Here is a 25,732-nt window from a genome sequence, read left to right as displayed (position 1 = left end):
GGACCCGAAACGGTCCGCCCCTTCGTCAAAGCCTCTTCCCCCGGCGGACTATTCCGCCGGCGGGACCACGCTCACCGCGTTGCGGCCGCGGTAGCGGCGGAACTGCACCGCACCGGCGACCAGCGCGAACAGCGTGTCGTCGCCGCCGCGGCCGACGCCCGGGCCGGGGTGGAAGTGGGTGCCGCGCTGCCGGACGATGATCTCGCCGGCGTTGACGACCTGGCCGCCGAAGCGCTTCACGCCGAGGCGCTTGGCGTTGGAGTCGCGACCGTTGCGGCTGGACGATGCGCCCTTCTTGTGTGCCATGAGACCGCTCTCCCTTACTTCCCGGCCTTGATACCGGTGATCTTGACCTCGGTGTACGGCTGGCGGTGGCCCATCCGCCGCTTGTACCCGGTCTTGTTCCGGTAGTGCATGATGTTGATCTTCGGACCCTTGACCGCGCCGAGGATCTCGGCGGTCACCTCGTAGCGCGCGAGGTCGGCGGCCTTGCTGACGACCTTGTCGCCGTCCACGACGAGCACCGCCGGGAACGTGACGGTCGAGCCGACCTCACCGGCCAGCCTGTCGACGGTCAGGACGTCGTCGACGGCGACCTTCTCCTGCCTGCCGCCTGCGCGGACAATCGCGTACACCGCGGAAACCCTTCGTCTGCGCGCGCTTCCGGAATCAACCGGTCCCACGCGTGGCTTACCAGCCCCCGGATGGGGGCCTACCCCCGGCACCCGGCCGAGGGCGGCACACCAGGGCTGCCCCTGGCGCTCTCTGCTTGGCCTCACCGGATCGGTGAGGTGAGCACCGAACGACCCCCGGGACGGGGCTCGCGGTGCGAGTTCCGGCGACGCGCGCACGGCGCGCCGAAGTCCAAGGGTACCGGATGCCCTGACCGGATCGCGAACGCGTCCGGTCAGGGCATCGGGCCCCGGTCAGCGAGCCTCGTCAGCCGGCGGAGTCGCCGCCGTCGGCGGCCCGCGCGGCGGTGGCGCGGCGGCGGGTGCGGCGGCGGCCGGTCGTGCCGGCGTCACCGGCCTCGCCGGCCTCGCTCTCGGCCGGTGCGGAGCCGTTGGACTCGGCGGCCGCGGCGGCGGGCGCACCGGCGCCGTTGAGGTCCGGTCCGGCACCGTTGGCGGTCAGCGGGACGGGCTCGGCGTCGTCCAGCGCGCCCGGGGAGGTGCCGGCGGCCTCCGCGGCGGCTTCGGCGGCCTCCACGGCGGCCTGCGCCGGGGACTCGTCGATCTCCGGGGGCGGGCCCGCCGGGCGCTTCGCCGGACCCGACTTCTTCGGGCGGGAGCGGGCCGGCTCGGGCTGCGGCTCCGGCTCCGCCGCGGGCGCCGGCGCCTCGGCGGCGGGCTCGGGCTCCTTCGGCGCGGCCTCCTGCTGGGCCAGCTTCTCCTCGACGGCCTTCTCGACGTCGCCCTTGCGCTTGCGGCGGCGGCCGCTCTCCTTGCCGGCCGCCTTGTCGGCCTTCGGCTCGACCGGCGTCAGCTGGACGTGGATGCCGCGGCCGTTGCAGCACTCGCAGGTCTCCGAGAACGCCTCCAGCAGGCCCTGGCCGACCCGCTTGCGGGTCATCTGGACCAGTCCGAGCGAGGTGACCTCGGCGACCTGGTGCTTGGTACGGTCCCGCGACAGGCACTCGACGAGGCGGCGCAGCACCAGGTCGCGGTTGCTCTCCAGCACCATGTCGATGAAGTCGATCACGACGATGCCGCCGATGTCGCGGAGCCGGAGCTGGCGGACGATCTCCTCGGCCGCCTCCAGGTTGTTGCGGGTGACGGTCTCCTCCAGGTTGCCGCCCTGCCCGGTGAACTTGCCGGTGTTGACGTCGATGACCGTCATGGCCTCGGTCTTGTCGATCACCAGGGAGCCGCCGGACGGCAGCCACACCTTGCGGTCGAGCGCCTTGGCGATCTGCTCGTCGATGCGGAACGCGGTCAGGACGTCCTGGTCGCCCGTCCAGCGCTCGACGCGGTCGGCGAGGTGCGGGGCCACGTACTGGACGTACTCGGAGACGGTGTCCCACGCCTCGGCGCCGGACACGACCAGCTTGGAGAAGTCCTCGTTGAAGATGTCGCGGACGACCCGGATCGTCAGGTCCGGCTCGCCGTACAGCAGCGACGGCGCCGACGCCGTCTTCACCTTCTTCTGGATGTTCTCCCACTGGGCGGCGAGGCGCGACACGTCGCGGGCGAGCTCCTCCTCCGTCGCGCCCTCGGCCGCCGTGCGGACGATCACGCCGGCGTTCTCCGGCATGACCTTCTTCAGGATCGACTTGAGCCGGCTGCGCTCCTTGTCGGGCAGCTTGCGGCTGATGCCGGTCATCGAGCCGTCCGGCACGTACACCAGGTAGCGGCCGGGCAGCGAGACCTGGCTGGTGAGCCGGGCGCCCTTGTGGCCGAGCGGGTCCTTGGTGACCTGGACGAGCACCGACTGGCCGGACTTCAGCGCCGACTCGATGCGGCGCGGCTGCCCCTCCAGGCCGGAGGCGTCCCAGTTGACCTCGCCCGCGTACAGGACGGCGTTGCGGCCCTTGCCGATGTCGACGAACGCCGCCTCCATCGACGGCAGGACGTTCTGGACCTTGCCCAGGTAGACGTTGCCCACGTACGACTGGTGCGTGGCGCGGTTGACGTAGTGCTCGACGAGGACGTCGTCCTCCAGGACGGCGATCTGGGTGCGCTCGCCCTCCTGCCGCACCACCATGACGCGCTCGACGGCCTCGCGGCGGGCGAGGAACTCCGCCTCGGTGATCACCGGCGGGCGGCGGCGGCCCTGCTCGCGGCCCTCGCGGCGGCGCTGCTTCTTGGCCTCCAGCCGGGTCGAGCCGCGCACGGACTGGACCTCGTCCTCGGCGGCGGCGCGGGCCTCCCGGGCGGTGCGGACGTGCACCACGGTGTTCGGCGGGTCGTCGGTGCCGTTCCCGCCCTCGCCGTCGGTCCCGGAGCGGCGCCTGCGGCGGCGCCGGCGGCGGCTCGTGCCGGTCTGGCCGCTCTCGCCGTCGTCCTCGCCCTCGGCGGCCTCTGCCTCGGCCTCCTCCGCCTTGGCCTCCTTCTTGGCGGCCTTGTCCTTCTTGCCGCTCTTGGCCGCCTTGCCGCCCTTGGGCTGCTCGTCCTTGGGCTCCTCGGCCTCGGCCTCGTCGGTGTGCGCCTCGTCCTCGGCGCCCTCCTTGCCGCGGCCGCGGCCCCGGCCGCCGCGGCGGCGCCGCCGGCGGGACGGGCGGTCCTCCGACTCGTCGTCGTCCGACGGGCCGTGGTCGTGCTCGTCTTCGCCGGTCTCGGGCTCGGGCTCGGCGGCCTTCTGGCGGGCGGGGGGCTCGGCCGTCGGCTGCGGCGGCTGGAAGACGACCATGGGCGGCTGGAACGTGACTCCGGGGACGCCCACGCCGCTGGCGGGCTCGGTCTCCGACACCTGCTCGGTGGACGCCTCGGCGCCCGCGACGGGGACGGCGGGGACCTCCGGCACCGGCGGGACGGCCGGGGGCTCGGCGGCGGCGCGGCGGCGGGTCCGGGTGCGGCGGGGGGTCCTCGCGGCGGGCTGCTCCTCGGCGGGCTGATCCTCGGCCGGCTGCTCGGCGGCGGGGGGCTCGTCGGGCCGGGTCCCGGTTTCGGTCTCGGTGCCGGGGGAGGTCTCGGCGCCGGTCGCCTGGGCGGGCTCGGGGGTCTCGGCGGCGGCCTTCGCGCCCCGGGTCCGGGTGCGGGTCCTGGTCCGCTTCGGCGGCTCGGGGGCCTCCCGCTCGGCGGCCTGCTCCTCGGCGGCCTGTTCCTCGGCGGGCTGTTCCTCGGCGGCCTGCTCCTCGGCGGCCTGCTCCTCGGCGGGCTGTTCGTCAGCGGGCTGTTCCCTGGCGGCCTTTTCGGCGGGCTGCTCCCCGGCGGCCTGCTCCTCGGTGACCTGCTCCTCGGTGACCTGCTCCCGGGCGGTCTCTTCGGCGGGTTGCTCGTCGGCGGGCTGCTCGTCCGCAGCCGCGGCGGGCTCCTCGGCGGCCTCTTCACCGGGCGGCTCTTCGGCGGCGGCCGCCTCCTCGGCGACCGGTTCCGCGGCGGTGTCATCCTCCGCCTCGGCCTCCGGGGCGGCGGGCTCCTCGGTCACAGATTCCTCGGCCGCAGGCTCCTCGGCTGCGGGCTCCTCTGCGGCGGGCTCCTCTGCGGCGGGGGGCTCGTCGGCGGGCTCGTCGGCCGCGGGGGGCTCGGCCGCGGGAGGTTCGGCCGGGCTCTCGTCCACCTCGGGCGGCGGGCCGGCGGGGCGGCTCGCCCGGCGCGGGCGCGACGTCACCCCGGTCGCCGGGGTCTCCTCGGTGTCGGTCGTCTCGCTATCGATCGTTTCGTTATCCGTACCTTCGGCCGTGGCCGAATCGGCTTCGTTCTCAAGCATCCGGGCAATCTCCCGTCAGGCTCCCGGGCGCGTCCGCTCGCTCCGCCCGGGGGCGGATCGGTGCGGTGCGCCGCACGAGAGCACCTCGTCAGTCATCGGCGTCGTCACCGCCGGACGGTGGTCCGGCCATGACGACGAAGTCGTCGGGGGTGCGCCGGCCGTACCCTGCGGAACCGGTTCCGTGCTCCCACGGCTTCGGTTCCCCGGTCAGGCGCTGACGGCATCCGCGCTCGCGGCGTCCCCGGGCTGCGGCCGCGCAGGGCCGCGGGCCGTCTCGGCGTCGTCGCCGGACGGCAGGCCGATCTCCCGGTCGGGATCCAGGGGATCCGCGAGGCCACCGGTGTCCGCGTCGAGGGGCCCCTGCGCCAGCCTGGTCACCAGCGGCGGTGACGGCGGCGCGAGGTCGGCTACCTGGCGCAGTCCGGTGAGGATGTCGTCGGGTCGTACGGCCGGTGTGGAATGCCGAACAACCATTCGAAGTATCGCACAAGGGGCATCCGCCGCCTCCGCGGCGCGCCGGTCCAGCTCGCAGGCGGACACGGCGGCGCGCACGTCGAAACGGCGCCGTCCCTTCTTCGTGAGGCGTTCCACCTCGATGTGCTCGGCGGCCATGAAGGCGGCCACGGCCGCGGCGGCGTCGTCGTCGGACACGCCGTCCAGCCTGATCCGCCATTCGGACGCCTCGAGCCGATCGGCGAACGCGCTCGGCTTCGCCGCCGCGTCGTCCCGTCCCGCCCGCACCGGCACGACATCGACGATGTCGAGCCCGGGGGGCAGGGCCGCGTCGAGATCGGCCCGCACCCGCGCAGGGTCGCGGGTCTCGGTGAGCCCGAGTTCGAGGTATTCGGCCTCACTGGCCACCCCTGTCGCCGCCGCACCCGCGTACGAGATCTTCGGGTGGGGGGTGAATCCGCCGCTGAACGCGACAGGGATCCCGGCGCGCCTGACGGCGCGTTCCACGGCCCGGGAAATGTCGCGGTGGCTCGTGAACCGCAGCCTGCCCCGCTTGGCGTAGCGGACGCGCAGTCGCTGGGTCACGGGGGCCGGCGCCGGACCCTCCGGCATGGGTGCCAGGGCTCTTGTCCTTCCTACTCGTGTCGAGTCGAAAAACTAGGTCTCCCTATAGAGTACGGGTCCCCGAGCATCGTTCCGCCAAGCACGGGCGCCGTCGTGCCCGGACCCCCGCAGCTCAGGGCGTTCCCGCAACCGGTTCCGGACATGCGGACGCCCGCGCGGGTCGCCGCGCCCCGGGCCGGGCCGCCGCGGGTCAGACCACCGACAGCGGCAGCAGCTTCCGGCCGGTCGGGCCGATCTGGATCTCGGTGCCCATGGTGGGGCAGACGCCGCAGTCGTAGCAGGGCGTCCAGCGGCAGTCCTCGACCTCGGTCTCGTCGATGGCGTCCTGCCAGTCCTGCCAGAGCCACTCGCGGTCGAGGCCGGCGTCGAGGTGGTCCCAGGGCAGGACCTCCACCTCGTCGCGCTCCCGGACGGTGTACCAGGCCAGGTCGACGGGCTCGTCGGCGAGGGCCTTCTCGGCGCAGGCGGTCCAGCGCTCGTAGGAGAAGTACTCGCTCCAGCCGTCGAAGCGGCCGCCGTCCTCCCAGACGGCGCGGATGACCTTGCCGACGCGCCGGTCGCCGCGCGACAGCAGGCCCTCGATGATGGAGGGCCGCCCGTCGTGGTAGCGCAGGCCGATGGCGCGGCCGTACTCCTTGTCGGCGCGCAGCAGGTCCTTGAGGGCGTGCAGGCGGCGGTCGACGGTCTCGTGGTCGCACTGCGCGGCCCACTGGAACGGCGTGTGCGGCTTCGGCACGAACCCGCCGATGGACACGGTGCAGCGGATGTCCTTGCGGCCGGTGGCCTCGCGCCCCGCCTGGATGACGCGCCTGGCCATGTCGGCGATCGCGAGGACGTCCTCGTCCTCCTCGGTGGGCAGGCCGCACATGAAGTACAGCTTGACCTGCCGCCAGCCGTTCTCGTAGGCGGTGCTGACGGTGCGGATCAGGTCCTCCTCGGTGACCATCTTGTTGATCACCTTGCGCATCCGCTCGGAGCCGCCCTCCGGCGCGAACGTCAGCCCGGAGCGCCGTCCGCCGCGGGAGAACTCGTTGGCGAGCGTGATGTTGAAGGCGTCCACGCGGGTGGACGGCAGCGACAGCGAGGTGTTGGTGCCCTCGTAGCGGTCCGCGAGGCCCTTGGCGATGTCGCCGATCTCGCTGTGGTCGGCGCTGGACAGGCTGAGCAGCCCGACCTCCTGGAAGCCGGACTCCTTCAGGCCCTGCTCGACCATGCTCCCGATCGTGGTGATCGACCGCTCGCGGACCGGGCGGGTGATCATCCCGGCCTGGCAGAACCGGCAGCCGCGGGTGCAGCCGCGGAAGATCTCCACGCTGTACCGCTCGTGCACGGTCTCGGCGAGCGGGACGAGCGGCTTCTTCGGATACGGCCACTGGTCGAGGTCCATCACGGTGTGCTTCTCGACCCGCCACGGCACGCCCGGCCGGTTCGGCGCGACCCGCTGGATGCGGCCGTCCGGCAGGTAGGTGACGTCGTAGAAGCGGGGCACGTACACGCCGCCGGACGCCGCGAGCCGCATCAGCAGCTCGTCGCGCCCGCCGGGCTCGCCCTCGGCCTTCCACTCGCGGATCACCTCGGTGATCGCGAGGACGATCTCCTCGCCGTCGCCGAGGACGGCCGCGTCGATGAAGTCGGCGATGGGCTCGGGGTTGAACGCGGCGTGCCCGCCCGCGATCACTATCGGGTGCTCGCCGGTGCGCTCGGCGGCGTCCAGCGGGATGCCGGCGAGGTCGAGCGCCGTCAGCATGTTGGTGTAGCCGAGCTCGGTGGAGAACGACACGCCGAGCACGTCGAACGCGCCGACCGGGCGGTGCGCGTCCACGGTGAACTGCGGGATGCCGTGCTCGCGCATGACGGCCTCCATGTCGGGCCAGACCGTGTAGGTCCGCTCCGCGAGGACGCCGTCGCGCTCGTTCAGGATCTCGTAGAGGATCTGGACGCCCTGGTTCGGCTGCCCGACCTCGTAGGCGTCCGGGTACATCAGCGCCCACCGGACGTCGGTCTGGTCCCAGTCCTTGATCTGCGAGTTCAGCTCGCCGCCAACGTACTGAATCGGCTTCTGCACGCTCGGAAGCAGCGGCTCCAGGCGCGGGAAGAGCGACTCGACCGGCATGACGGAATCCTCCGTGCAGGGGACGTTGGGATGAACGTCCAGCCTACGCGCTGGACGGTCGCTAATCGAACGCGTGCCGCCGGACGTGCACGGCCTGCAGCAGCCCGAACGCGATCATGTTGGCGAAGGTGGCGGACCCGCCGTAGGAGATGAACGGCAGCGGCAGCCCGGTGATCGGCATGATCCCGATCGTCATGCCGATGTTCTCGAACGCCTGGAAGCCGAGCCAGCACACGACCCCGGTCGCGACGAGCGTGCCGAACAGGTCGGCGGCCTGGGTGGCGATCCGCAGCCCGCGCCACAGCACCACGCCGAGCAGCACGACGATGACCGCGGCGCCGACGAAGCCGAGCTCCTCCCCCGCCACCGTGAAGATGAAGTCGGTCTGCTGCTCGGGGACGAAGTGGCCGCCGGTCTGCTCGCCGTTGAACAGGCCCTTGCCGAGCACGCCGCCCGACCCGACCGCGATGCGCGCCTGCTGGGCGTTGTAGCCGGCGCCGCGCGGGTCGGCCTCCGGGTGCAGGAACGCGATGAACCGGTCGACCTGGTAGTCCTTCAGCAGTCCGAAGAACCACACCGCGGCGCCTGCGAGCGCCCCGCCGCCGACCAGGCCGGCGAGCCAGCGCTTCTGCGCGCCGGAGATCGCCAGCATGCCGAGCACGACGGCGATGAACACCAGCGTGGTGCCGAGGTCCGGCTGCAGCATGATCAGAACGCCGGGCACCCCGGCGAGGACGAGCGCGAGCAGCACGTCGCGGCGGCCCGGCCCGATCTCGCCGTCCCGCGGCTCGCCGAGGATCATCGCGAGCAGCACGACGAGCCCGACCTTCGCGAACTCCGACGGCTGCACCTGGAACCCGCCGCCGAGCACGATCCACGAGTGCGACCCGTTGATCGTCGAGCCGAGCGGGGTCAGCACGGCCAGCAGGCCCACGCACGCCACCCCGTACAGGATGGGCACGTAGGCGCGCAGGAGCCGGTAGTCGAGGACGGTGACGATGCCGCCGAGCAGGAACCCGATGAGCAGGTTCAGCACATGCCGCTTGAGCATGCTCTCCGGGTCCTTGCCCTGCTCGGCGAGCAGGTGGAAGGTGGCCGAGCGCACCAGCAGCGCGCCCACCACCGACAGCGCCAGCACGGCGACGAACAGCGGCCAGTCGAGCCGGCGCAGCCCGGCGAGGCGGCCCCGCCACGTCCGCCGCGCGCCGTACCCCTCGACCGGCCCCACGCCGGTTCCGGCGATCACGGGGCGGCTCCCTGGCCCGGCATCCGCGGCAGCTCGGAGGGGAGCTTCCCGTCCTTGAGGATGGGCTTCCTGTCCTTCGTGCCGTACATGGCCTCCCAGATCTCGCGGACGGCGGGGGCGGCCGTGGAGGCGCCGAAACCGCCCTGCGAGACCATCACGACGACCGCGAAGCGCGGGTTCTTCACCGGGCCGAACGAGGCGAACCAGGAGGTGTCCTGCTTGCCGTAGACCTCGGCGGTGCCGGTCTTGCCGCCCACGTCGACGCGTTTGAAGTCGAAGCCGCCGAACGCGCCCGCCGCGGTGCCCTCCTTGGGGACCTGGGCCAGGGCGTTGCGGATGTACTTCAGCACCTTCTGGTCGACCGGGAGCTTCTCCGCCGGCGGGGGCTGGATCCGCTGGACGACCGTGCCGTCCGGCCGGACGATCGCGACCCCGAGCCGCGGCGTCAGCAGCTTGCCGCCGTTGGCGAGCGCCGCGTACGCGCGGGCGAGCTGCAGCGGCGTCACCAGGACGTTGCCCTGCCCGACCGAGAAGTTGGCCGCGTCACCGGGGCGCCACACGTAGCCCTCGGTGCAGTTCTCCGTCGCGACGGCCTTCAGGTAGGCGGCGCGCGCCGGGTCGGTCTTGGCGACCTCGGGGTAGCCCTCCTTAGCGCCCTTGCAGTTGGCGGCCTTGGTGGCCTCCCAGTAGTTCCGCTTCCACTCCCGGTCCGGGATGCGGCCGGCGCTCTCGCTGGGGAGGTCGATCCCGGTCTTCTTCCCGAACCCGTACTGGCGGGCCATCTTCACCATCGGGTCGGACGGGTTCTTCTTCGGGTGCATCCCGCCGTCCGCCTTCCACTCCAGGTAGGCGAACCGGTAGAACACCGTGTCGCAGGACTTCACGAGGGCGGTGTGCAGCGTCATCGGGCCGTACCCGGTGCCTCCTGCGTTGCTGAACGCCCGGTTGCCCACGTTGTAGGAGCCGGGGCACGGGTAGATGCCCTTCAGGCTGGCCCCGTCCTTCACCGCGGCGGCCACCGAGGAGATCTTGAAGGTGGAGCCGGGCGCGAACTGCCCCTGGGTGACGCGGGAGATCAGCGGCTCGCCGTTCTTCTTGCCGAGCAGCGCGTCGTACTTCTCCTGCGAGATGCCGCCGGTCCAGATCGCCGGGTCGTAGGTCGGGTAGCTGGCCATCGCGACCATGTGGCCGGTGCGCACGTCCATCACGACCGCGGCGCCCGCGTCGGCCGGCTTGCCCCCCTTGCGCGCATTGTCGATCGCGTGCTTGAGCGCCTTCTCCGCCGCGCCCTGCACGCCCGCGTCGATGCTGGTGACGAGGTTGCTGCCGGACGTCGGCTGCTGCTCCTCGGCGGTGCCGGTGACGCGGCCCTGGCTGTCGACGAGGACCCGGCGGTACCCCGGCTCGCCGCGCAGCGCCCGGTCGTACTGGGCCTCCAGCCCGGCGCGCCCGACGAGGTCGACGCCGCTGTACCCGGTGACCTTCAGGCCCTTGCGCTTGTCCAGCTCGTCCTGCGTGACGGGCTGGAGGTAGCCGAGCACCTGCGCGGCGCTCGCGCCCTCCGGCTCCGGGTAGTCGCGGACGGCCTGGATCTGCGCGGTGACGCCGGGGAAGTCCTCCTGCCGCTCCATGATCTGCAGGGCGCGCTTGGGGTCGACGTGGTCGTCGACGGGGATCGGCTGGTACGGGGACCCCGGCCAGCACGGCCGCTTCACGGTGGGGCTGCACAGCCGGATCCGCTTGGAGATGTCGTCGTAGGTCGTCCCGAGGACGCCCGCGAGCCGTTTCAGGACGGCCTCGCCGCCGTCGTCCAGCCGGGACAGCGTGGTCCGGTCGACCGACACGACGAGCGCGCTGCGGTTCCGGACGAGGGGCCTGCCGCGGTCGTCGAGGATCATGCCGCGGACGGCGGGGACGACGATGTCGCGGGTGCGGTTCTGGGCGGCGATCTCCCGGTAGTGCTCGCCCTCCAGGACCTGGAGGGTCCACATGCGGCCGACGAGGACGAGCAGCAGCGCGCCCACGAGGACGTACAGGACGACCAGCCGGAAATGGGTGCGGGGGTTCACAGGATCCCGCCCCGCCCGGACATGGCGCGGTAGCGGGCGGCGGGCACCGCGAGGCGGTCGCCGCGCGGTCGTTCGCCGCTCTCGTACCGGCGGGTGGCGCGCAGCACCGCCCAGACGACGAACGGGCTGGCGATGATGTCGTACAGGACCTGCAGCGGGACCATCCGGGAGACGGTGTCCCACCCGGCGCGCGGGTCGCCGAGGATCATCCCGGTCGCCGCGTACAGGACCGTCCCGGCGAGCGCGCCCGCGGCGACGGCGAAGAACGGCACGACCGACTGCCGGTCCATCTCGGTCGCGGCGGCGCCGCACAGGTAGCCGATGAGGCAGTACACCAGCGCGTACCGGCCGATGGTGTGGTCGGCGGGCGGGATGATGTCGGCGGCGAGGCCGGCGAGGAACCCGGTGACCATGCCGGTCATCGACCCGGCGACCAGCGCCAGCGCCACGACGGCCAGCAGCACCAGGTCGGGCTGCACGCCGCCGGGCAGCGGCAGCCGGTTCGCCACCGACACCTGCAGGATCAGGGTCACGACGATCACCACCGCGGCGACCGCGGTGCGGCCGGCCGGCGACGCCTCGGGCGGATTCAGCACGTCAGTCCCTCGCGCTCGGTTCGGTGGACGGGCTCGCGGAGCGGCGGGGCCGCGCGTCGCCGCTCTCCCGGGCCTTCGGGCTCTTGCTCGCCTCCGGGCTCGTGCTCGGGCTCGGCGTCGCGGGCGGTTTCGGCTTCGGCGGGAGCACCGCGTCCCGCGGGTCGGTCTTCGGCGGGGCGACCACGACGCCGACGACGTCCAGGCTGGTGAACTTCACGAACGGCCGGACGTAGGCGGTGCGGGTCAGCCCGCCGGTGGCCTTCTCGATGCGCGCGACCTCGCCGATCGGGACGCCGGGCACGTACGGGCGCTGCCCCTGCGACCCGAGCGTCACGATCCGCTGCCCGACCTGGATGGGCGCGGCGGCGTCCAGGAGCTGGAACCGCAGCGGCGTGTCGCCGCCCCCGCCGAGGCCGCGGCGCCCGCGGCCCTGCACGATGCCGATCTCCTTGGACGCCTCCAGCCGGGAGCCGATGGACGAGGTCTGGTCGGTGGCGAGCAGGACGGTCGAGGTGGCGGGCCCGACCCGGGTGACGCGGCCGACGAGCCCGGCGGCGCTGATCACCGTCATGTCGGGCTTGATGCCGGCGCGGCTCCCGGCGTCGATGGTGACGGTGTCCTCGAAGCCCTGGCCGGCGGAGATCACCTGCGCGGCGCGGATCTTGTAGCCGCCCATCCCGGCGGTGCCGAGCAGCCGCTCCAGCTGCGCCGACTTGTCCTTGTCGAGCCGGCTGGAGCGCAGCTGCTCGCGCAGCTTCTGGTTCTCCCGGGCGAGCCGGTCGGCGCGGCGCCGCTCGCCGGGCGCGTCGGTGATCGCGTCGAAGGCGTTCCCCACCGGCCGGACCACCGACGCCGACGCGCGCTCCACGGGGCCGAACACGGTGGCGCCGAGGCCGCGCAGCCCGCGCAGCGGCGAGTCCGCGCCGCCGCGGTAGTCCACGGTGATCATCGTGAGCGCCACGACGAGCAGCACGCCGAGCACCATGCGGGTGCGCCGGGTGTCCTTCACGCACCGACCTCCGGTTTCCTGTGTACGCCGGGAGCCCGGCGCCGGCCGGCTCCTCCCCGAGGGGTGACGCCCCGGCGCCCCCGGCGGACCACGTCCGATCTAGTGCCGCGGCTCCGGGACGAGGACCTGGCGCAGCGACTCGAAGTCCTCGACGCACTTGCCGGTGCCGAGCACCACCGAGTCGAGCGGGTTGTCCACCAGGTGGATGGGCATCCCGGTCTCCTCGCGGAGCCGCTCGTCGAGGTTCTTCAGCAGCGCGCCGCCGCCGGTGAGCGCGATCCCGCGGTCCATGATGTCGCCCGACAGCTCGGGCGGGCACTTGTCCAGCGTGGTCTTGACCGCGTCCACCACGGCGTTGACGGGTTCCTCGATCGCCCGGCGCACCTCCTCGGCGGAGATCACGACGGTCTTCGGCAGCCCGCTCACGAGGTCGCGGCCCCGGATCTCGGCGTGCGGCTCCTCGTCGCCGCCGGGATAGGCCGAGCCGATGGCCATCTTGATCTCCTCGGCGGTCCGTTCCCCGAGCATCAGGGAGTATTCCTTCTTGGAGAAGGAGATGATCGCCTGGTCCAGCTCGTCGCCGCCGACGCGGACCGACTGGCTGGTGACGATGCCGCCGAGCGAGATGATCGCGACCTCGGTGGTGCCGCCGCCTATGTCGACGACCATGTTGCCGGTGGGCTCGTAGACGGGCAGCCCGGCGCCGATCGCGGCGGCCATCGGCTCCTCGATGATGTAGACGCGGCGGGCCCCTGCCTGGTAGCCCGCCTCCTTCACCGCGCGCTGCTCCACGCCGGTGATGCCGCTCGGCACCGCGACGACGATCCGCGGCTTGGCGAAGTGCCGGCGCTTGTGGACCTTCTGGATGAAGTAGCGCAGCATCCGCTCGGTGACGTCGAAGTCGGCGATGACCCCGTCCTTGAGCGGCCGCACGGCGACGATATTGCCGGGCGTGCGGCCGATCATCCGTTTGGCCTCGATGCCGACCGCCACGATCTTCCCGGTGTTGGTGTTGATCGCCACCACGGATGGTTCGTTCAGGACGATGCCACGCCCGCGCACGTACACCAGTGTGTTGGCGGTACCAAGATCGACGGCCATGTCCCGGCCAAGAAACGACAGCTTGTTACCCATGAAGAAAGGGAGCCCTTCATGATTGACGGGCGTGTATAGCGGCGCGTCCATCGTAACGTGCGCCCCCGTCCGCGGGCAGTCACCCCGCCGTCGCGCGTCGCGGAAAAAACGCGTCCTGACCAGCTCGGTTTTCGCTAAAGAAGACGCGGGCCGGAGTTCCGGCCCGCGCTCGAGAGTCGTCCCCCCGGACGCGTCTCAGCCCAGTTCGGGGAAGAACAGCTTGATCTCGCGCTCGGCGGAGTAGGTCGAGTCGGAGCCGTGCACGATGTTCGCGCCGATCTCCAGCGCGAAGTCGCCGCGGATGGTGCCGGGGGCGGCGCTGACCGGGTCGGTGGCGCCGGCCAGGGAGCGGAACGCCTCGATGGCGCGGGGGCCCTCGACGACCATGGCGACGAGCGGGCCGCCGGTGATGAACTCGACCAGCTCGCCGAAGAACGGCTTGCTCGCGTGCTCCTCGTAGTGCGCCTCGGCGGTCTCGCGGGAGAGCGTGCGGAGTTCCAGCGCGACGAGCGTCAGGCCCTTGCGCTCGATCCGGGAGATGACCTCGCCGATGACTCCGCGGCGGACGCCGTCGGGCTTGACCAGGACAAGAGTGCGCTCGGACACGGGTGGTTCTCCTTGCGGAATTTCGGTTTCGGTAAGCGCGCGAATACTACCCGCCCCGCGCGCCGGAAGTGGCATTCCGGCGCCGGAGGCCGGGCCGGACCGCCGCGGCGGCGAGCACCGCGGCGAGCATTCCGGCGGCGGCGAGCCAGCCGCGGTAGCCCTCCAGAAGGGCCTGGACCTGCTGCGTTTCGGTGACCGGAAGCCGCCCCCGCAGCCGGGACGCCTGCAGCGACAGCACGATCAGCTGCCCGGTCAGCACGGCCGGGAAGCACAGCGTCAGGCCGAACAGCGCGGCGCCGGGCGCGGCGTCCCGCAGCGAGCCGGCCAGGGCCAGCCCGGCGCCCGCGCCGAGCGGGACGAGCATGGCGAGCAGCGTCCACCGGTCGCGGGGGTCGGCGGCGAGGCCGAGCGGCGGCGCCGACGCGAGCAGCAGCAGGCCGGTGCGGACGGCGCCGCGGGCGGGCGCGCGGGTCGCGGCGAGGGCGCCCGCCAGGGCGGCGACGGCTGCGGCGGCGAACGGGAGCAGCGGCGCGCCGCCGGGCCCGCGGGCGGTGGCGGCGAGCCCGGCGAGCGGTCCGGCGACCGGGTAGCCGAGCAGCCCGACGGCGACCATGGCGAGGGCGCAGCCGTGCGGGCTGCCCGTCTGCGCGTCGCGCCCGCCGACGGCGGCGAGGCCGAGCAGGGCGGGCACCGCGAGGCCCCCGACGAGCAGCCGCGCGCCGGGCGACCAGCCGTCGGCGGCCACGACGGCGAGGAACGCGAAGCCCGCCGCCGGGACGAGCGGGACCAGGAGCCGGCCGCGCTCGGTGTGCCGGGCCGGGGGGAGCGTCCACGGGACGCGGCCGCGCAGCAGCGGGCGGGCGGCCGCCGCGCCGGCCGCGGCGACGGCGAGCCACGGGAAGGGCGCGAGCGCGACGCGCCAGTCGGGGACGGGCGCGCCGCCGGCGGGCACGGCCGCCAGCGCGAGCGGCATCGCCGCGATGAGCGTGCCCGCGAGCACGCCCGCCCAGGCGGCGGCCAGGACGTGGTCGCGGCGTTCCCAGACCAGCACGAGGGAGGCGGGCAGGACGGTGCCGGCGCCCGCGCCCTGGACCGCCCGGACCGCCCCGGTCAGCAGCACGGAGTCGGCGAGGCGGGCGGCGCCGAGGCCGGCCAGCAGCACGGCCAGGCCCGCGGCGAGGACCGTCCAGGCGGGGAACCGGCGGGCCGCCGCGGCGGCGGGCGGGACGGCGAGCAGCAGCGCGGGCAGCGACAGCCCGGTGGCGCGCAGCAGGCCGGCGACGCCCGCGCCGCCGAGGCCGAGGGCGTCCGCCGCGGCGGGGACGACGTTGGCGGAGGCGTCCGGCACGGTCAGCACGGCGGCGGGCACCGCGGTGCCGGTCAGCAGCAGCGCGCCGAGCGCCGCGAGCCGCCGCCGCGCGGCGCCCTCGCCGGGGCGCTCCCGGGCCGGGGTCGCCGCCGCACTGGGGGACGCCGCGCTGGACGCCGCACTGCCGTACGCTGCATGGGTGGACACGGCCTGCTCCTCTGGAGGGTCGTCATCCGCCGGACGCGTTTTTCCTGAAAAGGAAAGATGTCCAAGTTGTGGTGATATTCGGAATACGCGGTAATCGGCGGGATGATTGTGCTGCCGTTCCGACCGAACTTAGCGCGGCCGCGCGCTCGCCGCCTTGCGTCCGAGCCAAATCGCCGTCCACCAAAGCGCCCCGAAAACGGCGCCGAGGAAGAACATGGCCGGCACCATGAAGCCGGTCGCGATGATGAGCACCTGCAGCGCGGTGCCCGCCGGGACCGCCCAGGGCCGGCGCAGCAGCCCGGCCAGCACCACGCAGGCGACCGCCAGGCTCCCGCACACCGCGCCCGCGGTCGCGCCGTCCACGTCCAGCACCGCGACGGCGACCGGGATCGCCAGCGCGATCACGATGGCCTCGCACGCCAGCACCATGGCGAACAGCCGCCGCGCCGGGTTGCCGGCGGCCCCGCCCTCGGCGGCCCCTGTGCTCATCGGCGGCCCTCCTCGACGCGCAGCAGGGTGCGGGCGTCGCCCGCCGTGACCACCGACCCGGTGATCAGCACGCCGGCGCCGCGGTACTCGCCGGTCTCCTCGGCGAGGCCGATCGCCCGGTCGATGGCGTCGTCCAGCCGCGGCTCGACATGGACGCGCTCGGCGCCGAACACGCCCTCGGCGATCTCGGCCAGCTCGTCGGGCGGCATCGAGCGCGGCGAGGAGTTCCGGGTCACCACCAGCTCCGCCAGGACGGGTTCGAGCTGGTCCAGGACGCCCGCGACGTCCTTGTCGGCGGCGATCGCGAGCACCCCGGCGAGCCGGGTGAAGCCGAACGACTCGGTGATCGTGGCGACGGTCGCGGCCATCCCGGCGGGATTGTGCGCGGAGTCCAGCAGGACGGTCGGGCCCGTCCGGGCGATTTCCAGCCGGCCCGGCGACGCGGACCCGGCGAAACCGCTGCGCACCAGCGCCGGGTCGAGCTGCCCCTCGTCGCCGCCGAGGTAGGAGTCGCCGGCCGCGATGCGGGTCGCCGCCTCCAGGTTGTGCTCCCCCCTGGTCGGCGCGCCGGAGGCGAACGCCTCGACGGCGGCGAGGGCCGTCGCGGCGTTGCCCGCCTGGTGCTCGCCGAACAGCGGCAGGAAGATCTCGTCGTAGACGCCATGCAGGCCCTGCAGGCGGAGCTGCTGGCCGCCGACCGCGACGTCGCGGCCGAGCACGCCGTACTCGATGCCCTCCCGGGCCGCCGCGGCGCCGACCTCCACGACCCGCCGCAGCAGCACCTCGGCCGCCTCGACCGGCTGCTGCGCGAGGACCGCGACCGCGCCGGTCTTGATGATGCCCGCCTTCTCGCCGGCGATCTCCTCCAGCGTGTCGCCGAGGTAGCGGGTGTGGTCCAGGCCGATCGGGGTGATCACCGCGACCGCGCCGTCCGCGACGTTGGTCGCGTCCCAGGTGCCGCCCATGCCCGTCTCGACGACCGCGACGTCGACCGGGGCGTCCGCGAACGCCGCGAACGCCATCGCCGTCAGCACCTCGAAGAACGACAGCCGCGCCGGGTGCTTGCCGTCGACCAGCTCGACGTAGGGCAGGACGTCCTCGAACGTCTCGACGAAGCGCTCCTCGCTGATCGGCTCCCCGTCGATCGCGATGCGCTCGCGCAGCGTGGTCAGCTCGGGGCTGGTGTAGAGGCCGGTGCGCAGCCCGCGCTCGCGCAGCAGCGCCTCGATGAGCCGGGCCGTGCTGGACTTGCCGTTCGTCCCGGCGATGTGGATCACCGGGTACGCGCGGTGCGGCTCGCCCAGGACGTCGACCAGGTCGCGGATCCGGTCGAGGGTGGGGTCGATCTCCCACTCGACGCCGCGCGCCATGATCGCGGCGACGGTCGCCCGGTAGCCCGCCGGTTCGGTTCGCTGACTCACGGTTTCAGAGCCTACTCGGCGGCGCGCGACGCTCCGTCCGCCCCCACACTGGAGATATGGACGTATTCTTCCGGGAATGGGAGCGGCGCGCTCCGGGCGAGACCCGCGACGTCGGGCGGGCCCGCGCGCTGGCGGACGCCCTGGGGGTCCTGGACCCGGGAGTGCCCGTCCTGACCGTGGTGGGGTCCAAGGGGAAGGGCACCGCGGCGACCTACGCGTCGGCCTTCCTCGCCGCGGCCGGGCGCCGCGTGTGCACCGTCACGAGCCCCGGCCTGCGCACCGACCGCGACCGCATCAGGATCGACGGGCGCGCCGTCTCCGACGACGAGCTGGCCTCCCTCGCGGACGCCCTCGACGAGGCCGCCCGCGCCCTCCCGCCGCCCTCGGCGGGCTACCTGTCGCCGTCGGGCCTCTTCCTGCTCGCGGGCGTCCTGCACGCCCGGCGGGCCGGCGCGGACGTGCTCGTCCTGGAGGCCGGCATGGGCGGGCGGTCGGACGAGGTCGCCCTGTTCCCGCCGGACGTCGCCGCGATCACCCCGGTGTTCCTGGAGCACGCCGGCGTCCTCGGCGCCACCGAGGCGGAGATCGCCCGGGAGAAGCTCGGGGTGGCGGGGCCGGGAACGGTCGTGCTGTCGGCGCCGCAGCCGCCGCCGGTCGCCGAGGTGCTGCGCGGCGCCGAGGTCGTCGGGCCCGGCGTCGTGCCCGCCGGCCTCCTGCCCGCCGGCCTCGGCCGGGCCGCCGCCGAACTGGGCGTCGCCGCCGCCCGCCGCATGCCGGGCGTGCCCGAGCCCCCGGCCGGGACGCTCCGGGAGGTGCTGGCGTCGGTCGTCCTGCCGGCGCGGTCGTCCTGCCACGACGTGCCCGGATCCGCGACGAGGGTGCTCATCGACTCGGCCGTCGACCGCACCGGCGTCACCGCCGCGCTGGCCGCCGCGCGGGAGGCGTGGGGGACGATCGACCACGCCGTCGTCTGCCTGCCCGACCACAAGGACGTGGACGGGGCGGTCGCCGCGCTCGGCTCGCTGCCCGTGACGTCGGTCCGGCTGGCGCTGCCGCACCTGCGGTTCACCCGCCCGGCGCCGCCCGGCTGGGACGTGGTCGACGCGGCCGCCATCACGCCGGAGTCGCTGGCCACGCTCGGGCACCGCGTGATCGTCCTCGGCACCGGCTACTTCACCGGGCACGTCCTCGGCGTGGTCGACGCCGACACCGAGCGGCTGTTCGTCACTTCGGCCGCTCGACGTCCTTCCTGATGCGGCGCATCACGTCGGCCATCAGCGTGAACTGCGGGTTCCGCGTCGGGCGGTTGGACGCGACGACGCCGTAGGAGTCCTCGGTGGCCCACGCGCAGTACGTGTGCGTCTCGGCCAGCACCGCGAACGTGCCGCACACCGCCTTCCCGCCCCTGCCGCCCGCGTCGGCGTCCTGGCCGGCGATGAACGTGGTGGGCTGGATCCGCTGCAGGAAGTCGGCCGGGTCGCCGACCGGGCCCGTCCCGCCCATGAACAGGACGTTGACGTCGCGCACGGGCTCCTCGGTGTAGACGGCCGTGCCGTGCTTCGCGACCGGGACGCCGCCCGCCTCGACGGCGGCCGCGATGAACGGGTACGCGGCGCTCGCCTGCGGCGCCGTCAGGCCGTCCTTGTGCAGCCCGCCGGCCGCCGGGCCCGCGCTGATCACCCGCTTGGACGCGGGGACGGCCGTGGTGCGGGCGTCCTCGGCGCCGCCGCCGTCGGTCCGGAACGCCAGCGCCCCGGCCAACAGCGCGACCGCCGCGACCGAGGCGGCGCCGGCGACCAGCAGCAGCCTGGGGACGCGCCTCCTCCTCTTCGCGGGACCGGGGACGACCGGCACCGGGCCTGTGCCGCCCTGGACGATCGGGTGCCCGCCGGTGCCGACCACCGGGTGCCCGCCCGTGCCGACCACGGGATGGGCGCCGGAGCCGACCACCGGATGCGCACCCGAGCCGACCACGGGATGGGCGCCAGACCCCACCACCGGGTGGGCGCCGGAGCCGACCACCGGGTGGGCTCCCGAACCGCCGACCATCGGGTGCCCGCCCGTGCCGTTCACCGGCGGGAGCGGGCCGGTCCCCTCGCCCGTGTCGAGCGACCACCACGGGCGCGCCCTGCCCCAGGGCGCGCGAGCGGCCTCCGGCGCGTCCCCGTCCTCGACGACCTGTGCCGCGTCCAGGTCGTCGCCCGGCGCGGAGTCCGGCGCACCGGACCGAGGAGGTGATTCGGCCATTGCACTCCCGAAGGTTCATGTACCGCCAAAGCCCGCGGGCCCACCGGGATCGTAACGGCGGCGGGCCCGCCGCGCCGACGGTTCACGGTGCCGAGTCCGACCCGTCACCGGGCCGGGACCGGTCAGCCCGCCGGAAGCGCGGCCAGCTGCGACTCCAGCCGGGTGATGTCGGCCTCCGCCTGGGCGAGCCGGTCGCGGTTCTTCGCGACGACCGCCTCGGGCGCCTTCGCCATGAACGCCTCGTTGCCGAGCTTGCGGCGCGCCTGGTCGGCCTCCTTGCGGGCGGCGGCCAGGTCCTTCTCCAGCCGCTTGCGCTCGGCGGCGACGTCGATCGCGCCGGCGGTGTCGAGCCGGACGGTGACGCCCTCGACGGGCAGCGACGCGGTCGCGGAGAACCCGTCGCCGGGCGCGGTGAGGCGCAGCAGCGCGCGGATGCCCTCCTCGTGCGCGGCGAGCGGCGAGCCGCCCCACTCCAGCGCCGCCGCGACCCTCTGGCCGGGCTTGAGGCCCTGGTCGGCGCGGAACCGGCGGACCTCCGTGACGAGCCGCTGCAGCGACTCCACGACGGCCTCGGCGTCCCGGTCGGCGCGGGCGGGCTCGGCGGCCGGCCACGGCGCGGTGACGATCGTGTCGCCGCCGGTCAGGGACGTCCACAGCTCCTCGGTGACGAACGGGATCACCGGGTGCAGCAGCCGCAGCAGCTTGTCGAGGACCTCCCCGAGGACCCGCCGCGTCGCCTCGGCGCGCTCGTCGGCCAGCTGGACCTTCGCCAGCTCCACGTACCAGTCGCAGACCTCGTCCCACGCGAAGTGGTAGAGCGCCTCGCACGCCTTCGCGAAGTCGTAGCCCTCAAGGTGCTCGTCGACCTCGGCGATGACCGACTGGAGCCGGGACAGGATCCAGGAGTCGACGGTGGTCACCTCGGCGGGCATGTCGCCGCGGACGTGCGCGCCGTTGATGAGCGCGAACCGCGTCGCGTTCCACAGCTTGTTGCAGAAGTTCCGCGACCCCTGCGCCCACTGCTCGGCCACCGGGACGTCGCCGCCGGGGTTCGCGCCGCGCAGCAGCGTGAAGCGGGTCGCGTCGGCGCCGTAGGCGTCGACCCAGTCGAGCGGGTCGATGACGTTCCCGAACGACTTGGACATCTTCTTGCCGTACTGGTCGCGGACCATGCCGTGCAGGGCGATGGTGTCGAACGGCTGGACGCCGTCCATCGCGTACAGGCCGAACATCATCATCCGGGCGACCCAGAAGAACAGGATGTCGTACCCGGTGACCAGCACGGACGTCGGGTAGAACCGCTCCAGGTCGGGCGTCTTGTCGGGCCAGCCGAGCGTGGAGAACGGCCACAGCGCCGACGAGAACCAGGTGTCGAGGACGTCGGTGTCCTGCGTCCAGCCGGCGGGGGGCTCCTCGTCCGGGCCGGGGCAGACGGTCTCGCCGTCCGGGCCGTACCAGACCGGGATGCGGTGCCCCCACCACAGCTGCCGGCTGATGCACCAGTCGTGCATGTTGTCGACCCACTCGAAGTAGCGGGCCGCCATCTCCGGCGGGTGGATCGTGACGCGGCCGTCGCGGACGGCGTCGCCGGCGGCCCGCGCCAGCGACTCCACCTTCACGAACCACTGCAGCGACACGCGCGGCTCGACGACCGTGGCGCAGCGCTGGCAGTGCCCCACGGCGTGCTTGTAGGGGCGGACCTCCGCGACGATGCGGCCCTGCTCGCGCAGCGCCGCCACGACCGCCGGGCGCGCCTCGAACCGGTCGAGGCCCTCGAACGGGCCGACCGCGGTGACGACGCCGCGCTCGTCCATCACGGAGATGGACGGCAGGTCGTGCCGGCGGCCGATCTCGAAGTCGTTGGGGTCGTGCGCCGGGGTCACCTTGACCGCGCCGGTGCCGAACTCGGGGTCGACGTGCTCGTCGGCGACGACCGGGATGCGGCGGCCGGTCAGCGGAAGCTCGATCTCCCGCCCGACCATGTGCCGGTACCGGTCGTCGTCGGGGTGGACGGCCACGGCGGTGTCGCCGAGCATCGTCTCGGCGCGGGTGGTCGCCACGACCAGCTCGTCCTCGCCGGAGCCGTACCGGATCGAGACCAGCTCGCCGTCGACCTCGTCGTGCTCGACCTCGATGTCGGACAGGGCCGTCAGGCAGCGCGGGCACCAGTTGATGATGCGCTCGGCGCGGTAGATGAGGCCGTCGTCGAACAGCCGCTTGAAGATCGTGCGGACGGCGCGGGCGCGGTCGTCGTCCATCGTGAACGCCTCGCGCGTCCAGTCGACGCTGTCGCCGAGGCGGCGCATCTGGCCGAGGATCCGGCCGCCGGACTCGGCCTTCCACTTCCAGACCCGCTCGACGAACGCCTCGCGGCCGAGGTCGTGCCGGGAATGGCCCTCCTTGGCCAGCTCGCGCTCCACGACGTTCTGGGTGGCGATGCCGGCGTGGTCCATGCCCGGCACCCACACGGTCTCGTACCCCTGCATGCGGCGGCGCCGGATGAGGGTGTCCTGGATGGAGTGGTCGAGGGCGTGCCCCATGTGCAGCGAACCGGTGACGTTCGGCGGCGGGATCACGATCGAGTACGCGGGGCGCTCCGGCGCGCGCACGGGGTCGGCGGTGAACAGCCCCGCCGATACCCAGCGCTCGTAGAGCCGGCCCTCGACATCGGCCGGGCGGTACTGGGTGGGCAGGTCGACGTCCGCGGCGGCCCCTCGGCCGCGCTCACTGCTGGGCTGTGTCACGGCTGACGATTCTACGGGGGCGGCGGGGGTGACCGGCCCCGGGGACGCTCACGCCTGCGCGAATCTCCCCGGCGAGCACCTGAGAGCGTTTTCCCGCCGCGATCGGGACACTGGTCACCTGACACCGGGTCGCCCCGTCCGAAAAGGTGATCCTCGAAGGTCCGCGAACGAACCGGGGCGGAGAGAGAGGGACGGGATGCGAGCGGTACTGGCACGCGCCGCCGTGCTGGCCGGCGCGTTCACCGCGGGGGCCGTGGCGGCGCGTGCCGCGACCATCCCTCACCTCCGCAGGCTCACCGCCGACCTGCAGCGCTCCAGGGAGCGGATCCTCGCCAGCCGGGAGGAGGAGCGGCGGCGCCTGCGGCACGACCTGCACGACGGGCTCGGGCCGACGCTCGCCAGCCTCGCCATGTCGCTGGACGCGGCCCGGATCACGCTCGCCTGCGAGCCGGAGCGGACCGACCCGCTGCTCGCCGACGTGCGGGACCGGCTGGCCACCGCCGTCGGCGAGATCCGGGACCTGGCGCACGGGCTGCGCCCGCCCGCCCTGGACGACCTCGGCCTCGTCGCCGCCATCGAGTCCCTCGCGGAGGGCTGCTGCGAGCGCGTCGACGTCCGGTTCGACGGCGAGCCGTCGGGGCTGCCCGCGGCGGTGGAGGTCGCGGCGTACCGGATCGCGCAGGAGGCGCTGACGAACGTCCGGCTGCACGCCCCGGGCAGCTGCGCGTCCGTCCGGCTGAAGCGGGACACCGAACTGCACCTGGTGGTGGCCGACAGCGGCCCCGGCCTGCCGGACGCCGCGCGCAACGGCGGCCGGCCCGGGACGCGCCGCGGGCTCGCCGCGATGAAGGAATGGGCGGCCGAGGTCGGCGGCAGCTGCACCATCACGTCCCGGAACGGCGGCGGCACCCTCGTCGCCGTCCGGCTTCCGCTCGGCGTCCCGGAGACCGCCGGATATCATCGGCCTTCGGTCGGGAGAAGGCGGGCGTAGATGACGGAGACCATCCGGGTCCTCATCACCGACGACCACCCGGTGTTCCGGCAGGGCCTGAAGGGTCTCCTGCACGCGCTGGGCGTCGAGGTCGTCGGCGAGGCCGAGAACGGGCCGGAGGCGGTGAAGCTGGCCGCGGAGCTGCAGCCGGACGTCGTCGTCATGGACCTGCACATGCCGGGCGGCAACGGCATCGAGGCCACCCGCACCATCACCCGCACGAGCCCGCGCATCGGCGTGCTCGTGCTGACCATGTTCCGCGACGACGACTCGGTCTTCGCGGCGATGCGCGCCGGCGCCCGCGGCTACCTGCTGAAGGAGTCCGGCGCCGAGGAGATCGCCCGCGCCGTCCGCGCGGTCGCGGCCGGCGAGGCCATCTACGGCCCGGAGATCGCGCGCCGGGTGCTCACCTACTTCACCGACATGCCCGACCCGAGGCAGGCCGCGTTCCCCGAGCTGACCGAGCGGGAGCGGGAGGTCCTCGAACTGATCGCGCAGGGCCGCAGCAACGCCGAGATCGCCGCGACGCTCTTCCTCAGCCAGAAGACCGTCCGCAACCACGTCTCGAACATCTTCATGAAGCTGCACGTCGCCGACCGGGCGCAGGCCATCGTCGTGGCCCGCGAGGCCGGCCTCGGCGAATCCCGGGCCTGACCGCCCCCGCCCCTGCACGGAAAACGCGGACGCCTCCGGCCGGCGGCCGGAGGCGTTCGGAACGCGGCGCGCCCTACGCGCTCTTCTCGCGCGGTTCGCGCTTGGGCCGGTCGCGCGGGACGAGGGTCGGGTTGACGTGCTCCAGGACGGCCTCGCGGGTGATGACGACGCGGGCGACGTCCTGCCGGCTCGGGACCTCGTACATCACGGAGAGGAGGACCTCCTCCATGATGGCGCGCAGGCCGCGGGCGCCGGTGCCGCGCAGGATGGCCTGGTCGGCGATCGCCTCCAGTGCGTCGTCGGTGAACTCCAGGTCGACGCCGTCGAGCTCGAACAGGCGGTGGTACTGGCGGACCAGCGCGTTCTTCGGCTCGGTGAGGATGTTGATGAGGGCGTCGCGGTCGAGGTTGTGCACCGACGTGATCACCGGGAGCCGGCCGATGAACTCGGGGATCATCCCGAACTTCAGCAGGTCTTCCGGCATGACGTCGCCGAGCACGGCCGACGACTCCTCGAAGTCGGACTTGGAGCGGATCTGCGCGCCGAAGCCCATGCCCTGCTTGCCGACCCGGGACTCGACGATCTTCTCCAGCCCGGCGAACGCGCCGCCGCAGATGAACAGCACGTTCGTGGTGTCGATCTGGATGAACTCCTGGTGCGGGTGCTTGCGGCCGCCCTGCGGCGGGACGCTCGCGGTGGTGCCCTCCAGGATCTTCAGCAGCGCCTGCTGCACGCCCTCGCCGGAGACGTCCCGGGTGATCGAGGGGTTCTCGCTCTTGCGGGCGACCTTGTCGACCTCGTCGATGTAGATGATGCCGGTCTCGGCCTTCTTGACGTCGTAGTCGGCCGCCTGGATCAGCTTGAGGAGGATGTTCTCGACGTCCTCACCGACGTATCCGGCCTCCGTCAGCGCCGTGGCGTCCGCGATGGCGAACGGGACGTTGAGGAGTTTGGCGAGCGTCTGCGCGAGCAGCGTCTTGCCGGATCCGGTGGGGCCGAGCAGCAGGATGTTCGACTTGCCGATCTCGACCGGGTCGTCCCTGCCGGTGTCGCCCGACTGGATCCGCTTGTAGTGGTTGTACACGGCGACGGACAGCGCCTTCTTCGCCGTGTCCTGCCCGATGACGTAGGAGTCGAGGAACTCGTAGATCTCCCGCGGCTTGGGCAGGTTGTCCCACTTGAGGTCGGAGGTCTCGGAGAGCTCCTCCTCGATGATCTCGTTGCAGAGATCGATGCACTCGTCGCAGATGTACACGCCCGGACCCGCGATGAGCTTCTTGACCTGCTTCTGGCTCTTCCCGCAGAACGAGCACTTGAGCAGATCACCACCGTCGCCGATGCGTGCCACCCAACTGTCTCCTTTTCGTGGGGCCGCCCGCCTTGGAGGATGCGGCGCAGCTCGGTTGCGTCCCGAAGGCTTTCGACGTTGGACTCGACGTTACCGCCTCCAAC

The 25,732-nt window shown here is 73.4% G+C and carries 20 protein-coding genes; 3 read left to right on the top strand and 17 right to left on the bottom strand.

Features of this window, described 5'->3' with window-relative positions:
- Window positions 1-48: 48 nt before the first annotated feature.
- From rpmA to ABTW95_RS26415, 14 genes are all read right to left on the bottom strand, one after another.
- Window positions 49-306: a 50S ribosomal protein L27 gene (gene rpmA, locus ABTW95_RS26480; RefSeq protein WP_131986394.1), complete on the bottom strand. Its 258-nt coding sequence runs from the start codon at window positions 304-306 to the stop codon at window positions 49-51.
- A 14-nt stretch (window positions 307-320) separates the two neighbouring features.
- Window positions 321-635, bottom strand: coding sequence for a 50S ribosomal protein L21 (rplU, locus tag ABTW95_RS26475; RefSeq protein WP_396449601.1), 315 nt, complete (start codon window positions 633-635; stop codon window positions 321-323).
- Window positions 636-939: 304 nt separating this feature from the next.
- Window positions 940-4,368, bottom strand: coding sequence for an Rne/Rng family ribonuclease (locus ABTW95_RS26470; RefSeq protein WP_500227702.1), 3,429 nt, complete (start codon window positions 4,366-4,368; stop codon window positions 940-942).
- 207 nt (window positions 4,369-4,575) lie between these two features.
- Window positions 4,576-5,433: a TIGR03936 family radical SAM-associated protein gene (locus tag ABTW95_RS26465; protein ID WP_396449599.1), complete on the bottom strand. Its 858-nt coding sequence runs from the start codon at window positions 5,431-5,433 to the stop codon at window positions 4,576-4,578.
- 202 nt (window positions 5,434-5,635) lie between these two features.
- Complete coding sequence (locus tag ABTW95_RS26460) at window positions 5,636-7,558, bottom strand: TIGR03960 family B12-binding radical SAM protein (RefSeq protein WP_500227701.1); 1,923 nt, start codon at window positions 7,556-7,558, stop codon at window positions 5,636-5,638.
- A 61-nt stretch (window positions 7,559-7,619) separates the two neighbouring features.
- Entirely contained in the window at window positions 7,620-8,804 is a 1,185-nt protein-coding gene (gene rodA / locus ABTW95_RS26455) for a rod shape-determining protein RodA (RefSeq protein WP_500227700.1), read from the bottom strand.
- Window positions 8,801-10,873, bottom strand: a complete 2,073-nt coding sequence (gene mrdA / locus ABTW95_RS26450) for a penicillin-binding protein 2 (RefSeq protein ID WP_500227699.1) — start codon at window positions 10,871-10,873, stop codon at window positions 8,801-8,803. The genes rodA and mrdA overlap by 4 nt, the downstream gene beginning before the upstream one ends.
- Window positions 10,870-11,469: a rod shape-determining protein MreD gene (gene mreD, locus ABTW95_RS26445; protein WP_500227698.1), complete on the bottom strand. Its 600-nt coding sequence runs from the start codon at window positions 11,467-11,469 to the stop codon at window positions 10,870-10,872. Before mreD ends, mrdA begins: the two co-directional genes overlap by 4 nt.
- Before the next feature lies 1 nt (window position 11,470).
- Window positions 11,471-12,478: a rod shape-determining protein MreC gene (gene mreC, locus ABTW95_RS26440; protein ID WP_500227697.1), complete on the bottom strand. Its 1,008-nt coding sequence runs from the start codon at window positions 12,476-12,478 to the stop codon at window positions 11,471-11,473.
- A gap of 99 nt (window positions 12,479-12,577) precedes the next feature.
- Window positions 12,578-13,612, bottom strand: a complete 1,035-nt coding sequence (locus ABTW95_RS26435) for a rod shape-determining protein (protein WP_396449593.1) — start codon at window positions 13,610-13,612, stop codon at window positions 12,578-12,580.
- Between the two features lie 195 nt (window positions 13,613-13,807).
- Window positions 13,808-14,218 carry a nucleoside-diphosphate kinase gene (ndk, locus tag ABTW95_RS26430; protein WP_500227696.1) on the bottom strand — a complete coding sequence of 137 codons (411 nt, stop codon included), beginning with the start codon at window positions 14,216-14,218 and terminating at the stop codon, window positions 13,808-13,810.
- 46 nt (window positions 14,219-14,264) lie between these two features.
- Window positions 14,265-15,734 carry a hypothetical protein gene (locus ABTW95_RS26425; RefSeq protein ID WP_500227695.1) on the bottom strand — a complete coding sequence of 490 codons (1,470 nt, stop codon included), beginning with the start codon at window positions 15,732-15,734 and terminating at the stop codon, window positions 14,265-14,267.
- A gap of 129 nt (window positions 15,735-15,863) precedes the next feature.
- Window positions 15,864-16,223, bottom strand: coding sequence for a DUF4233 domain-containing protein (locus tag ABTW95_RS26420; RefSeq protein WP_500227694.1), 360 nt, complete (start codon window positions 16,221-16,223; stop codon window positions 15,864-15,866).
- Window positions 16,220-17,593: a bifunctional folylpolyglutamate synthase/dihydrofolate synthase gene (locus tag ABTW95_RS26415; protein ID WP_396450397.1), complete on the bottom strand. Its 1,374-nt coding sequence runs from the start codon at window positions 17,591-17,593 to the stop codon at window positions 16,220-16,222. The genes ABTW95_RS26420 and ABTW95_RS26415 overlap by 4 nt, the downstream gene beginning before the upstream one ends.
- A gap of 107 nt (window positions 17,594-17,700) precedes the next feature.
- Between ABTW95_RS26415 and ABTW95_RS26410 the strand changes: the two genes are divergently transcribed.
- Window positions 17,701-18,897 carry a folylpolyglutamate synthase/dihydrofolate synthase family protein gene (locus tag ABTW95_RS26410; protein ID WP_396450392.1) on the top strand — a complete coding sequence of 399 codons (1,197 nt, stop codon included), beginning with the start codon at window positions 17,701-17,703 and terminating at the stop codon, window positions 18,895-18,897.
- Here the strand turns inward: ABTW95_RS26410 and ABTW95_RS26405 are convergent.
- Entirely contained in the window at window positions 18,869-19,891 is a 1,023-nt protein-coding gene (locus ABTW95_RS26405; protein ID WP_500227693.1) for a hypothetical protein, read from the bottom strand. The genes ABTW95_RS26410 and ABTW95_RS26405 overlap by 29 nt on opposite strands.
- A gap of 122 nt (window positions 19,892-20,013) precedes the next feature.
- Window positions 20,014-22,635, bottom strand: a complete 2,622-nt coding sequence (locus tag ABTW95_RS26400; protein WP_500227692.1) for a valine--tRNA ligase — start codon at window positions 22,633-22,635, stop codon at window positions 20,014-20,016.
- 196 nt (window positions 22,636-22,831) lie between these two features.
- On the opposite strand from ABTW95_RS26400, the gene ABTW95_RS26395 reads away from it, so the two are divergent.
- Together ABTW95_RS26395 and ABTW95_RS26390 are read left to right on the top strand one after the other, a co-directional pair.
- Window positions 22,832-23,626: a sensor histidine kinase gene (locus ABTW95_RS26395; RefSeq protein ID WP_396450386.1), complete on the top strand. Its 795-nt coding sequence runs from the start codon at window positions 22,832-22,834 to the stop codon at window positions 23,624-23,626.
- Complete coding sequence (locus ABTW95_RS26390) at window positions 23,627-24,280, top strand: response regulator transcription factor (protein WP_396450385.1); 654 nt, start codon at window positions 23,627-23,629, stop codon at window positions 24,278-24,280.
- Between the two features lie 73 nt (window positions 24,281-24,353).
- Here the strand turns inward: ABTW95_RS26390 and clpX are convergent, their stop codons facing one another.
- On the bottom strand, window positions 24,354-25,628 hold the full coding sequence (gene clpX / locus ABTW95_RS26385; RefSeq protein ID WP_067794130.1) for an ATP-dependent Clp protease ATP-binding subunit ClpX: 1,275 nt from the start codon (window positions 25,626-25,628) through the stop codon (window positions 24,354-24,356).
- Window positions 25,629-25,732: the final 104 nt, after the last annotated feature.

This window comes from Spirillospora sp. NPDC127506, from assembly GCF_040302145.1.
Taxonomy (GTDB): Bacteria; Actinomycetota; Actinomycetes; order Streptosporangiales; family Streptosporangiaceae; genus Spirillospora.
This window is presented reverse-complemented; position numbering and strand designations above follow the sequence as displayed.

Bases quoted from the DNA above. Each gene is read 5' to 3' on its own strand.
- rpmA (WP_131986394.1), bottom strand. From the start codon at position 306: ATGGCACACAAGAAGGGCGCATCGTCCAGCCGCAACGGTCGCGACTCC.
- ABTW95_RS26470 (WP_500227702.1), bottom strand. From the start codon at position 4,368: ATGCTTGAGAACGAAGCCGATTCGGCCACGGCCGAAGGTACGGATAAC.
- ABTW95_RS26465 (WP_396449599.1), bottom strand. From the start codon at position 5,433: ATGCCGGAGGGTCCGGCGCCGGCCCCCGTGACCCAGCGACTGCGCGTC.
- ABTW95_RS26460 (WP_500227701.1), bottom strand. From the start codon at position 7,558: ATGCCGGTCGAGTCGCTCTTCCCGCGCCTGGAGCCGCTGCTTCCGAGC.
- ABTW95_RS26435 (WP_396449593.1), bottom strand. From the start codon at position 13,612: ATGGGTAACAAGCTGTCGTTTCTTGGCCGGGACATGGCCGTCGATCTT.
- ABTW95_RS26420 (WP_500227694.1), bottom strand. From the start codon at position 16,223: ATGAGCACAGGGGCCGCCGAGGGCGGGGCCGCCGGCAACCCGGCGCGG.
- ABTW95_RS26415 (WP_396450397.1), bottom strand. From the start codon at position 17,593: ATGGCGCGCGGCGTCGAGTGGGAGATCGACCCCACCCTCGACCGGATC.
- ABTW95_RS26410 (WP_396450392.1), top strand. From the start codon at position 17,701: ATGGACGTATTCTTCCGGGAATGGGAGCGGCGCGCTCCGGGCGAGACC.
- ABTW95_RS26405 (WP_500227693.1), bottom strand. From the start codon at position 19,891: ATGGCCGAATCACCTCCTCGGTCCGGTGCGCCGGACTCCGCGCCGGGC.
- ABTW95_RS26395 (WP_396450386.1), top strand. From the start codon at position 22,832: ATGCGAGCGGTACTGGCACGCGCCGCCGTGCTGGCCGGCGCGTTCACC.
- ABTW95_RS26390 (WP_396450385.1), top strand. From the start codon at position 23,627: ATGACGGAGACCATCCGGGTCCTCATCACCGACGACCACCCGGTGTTC.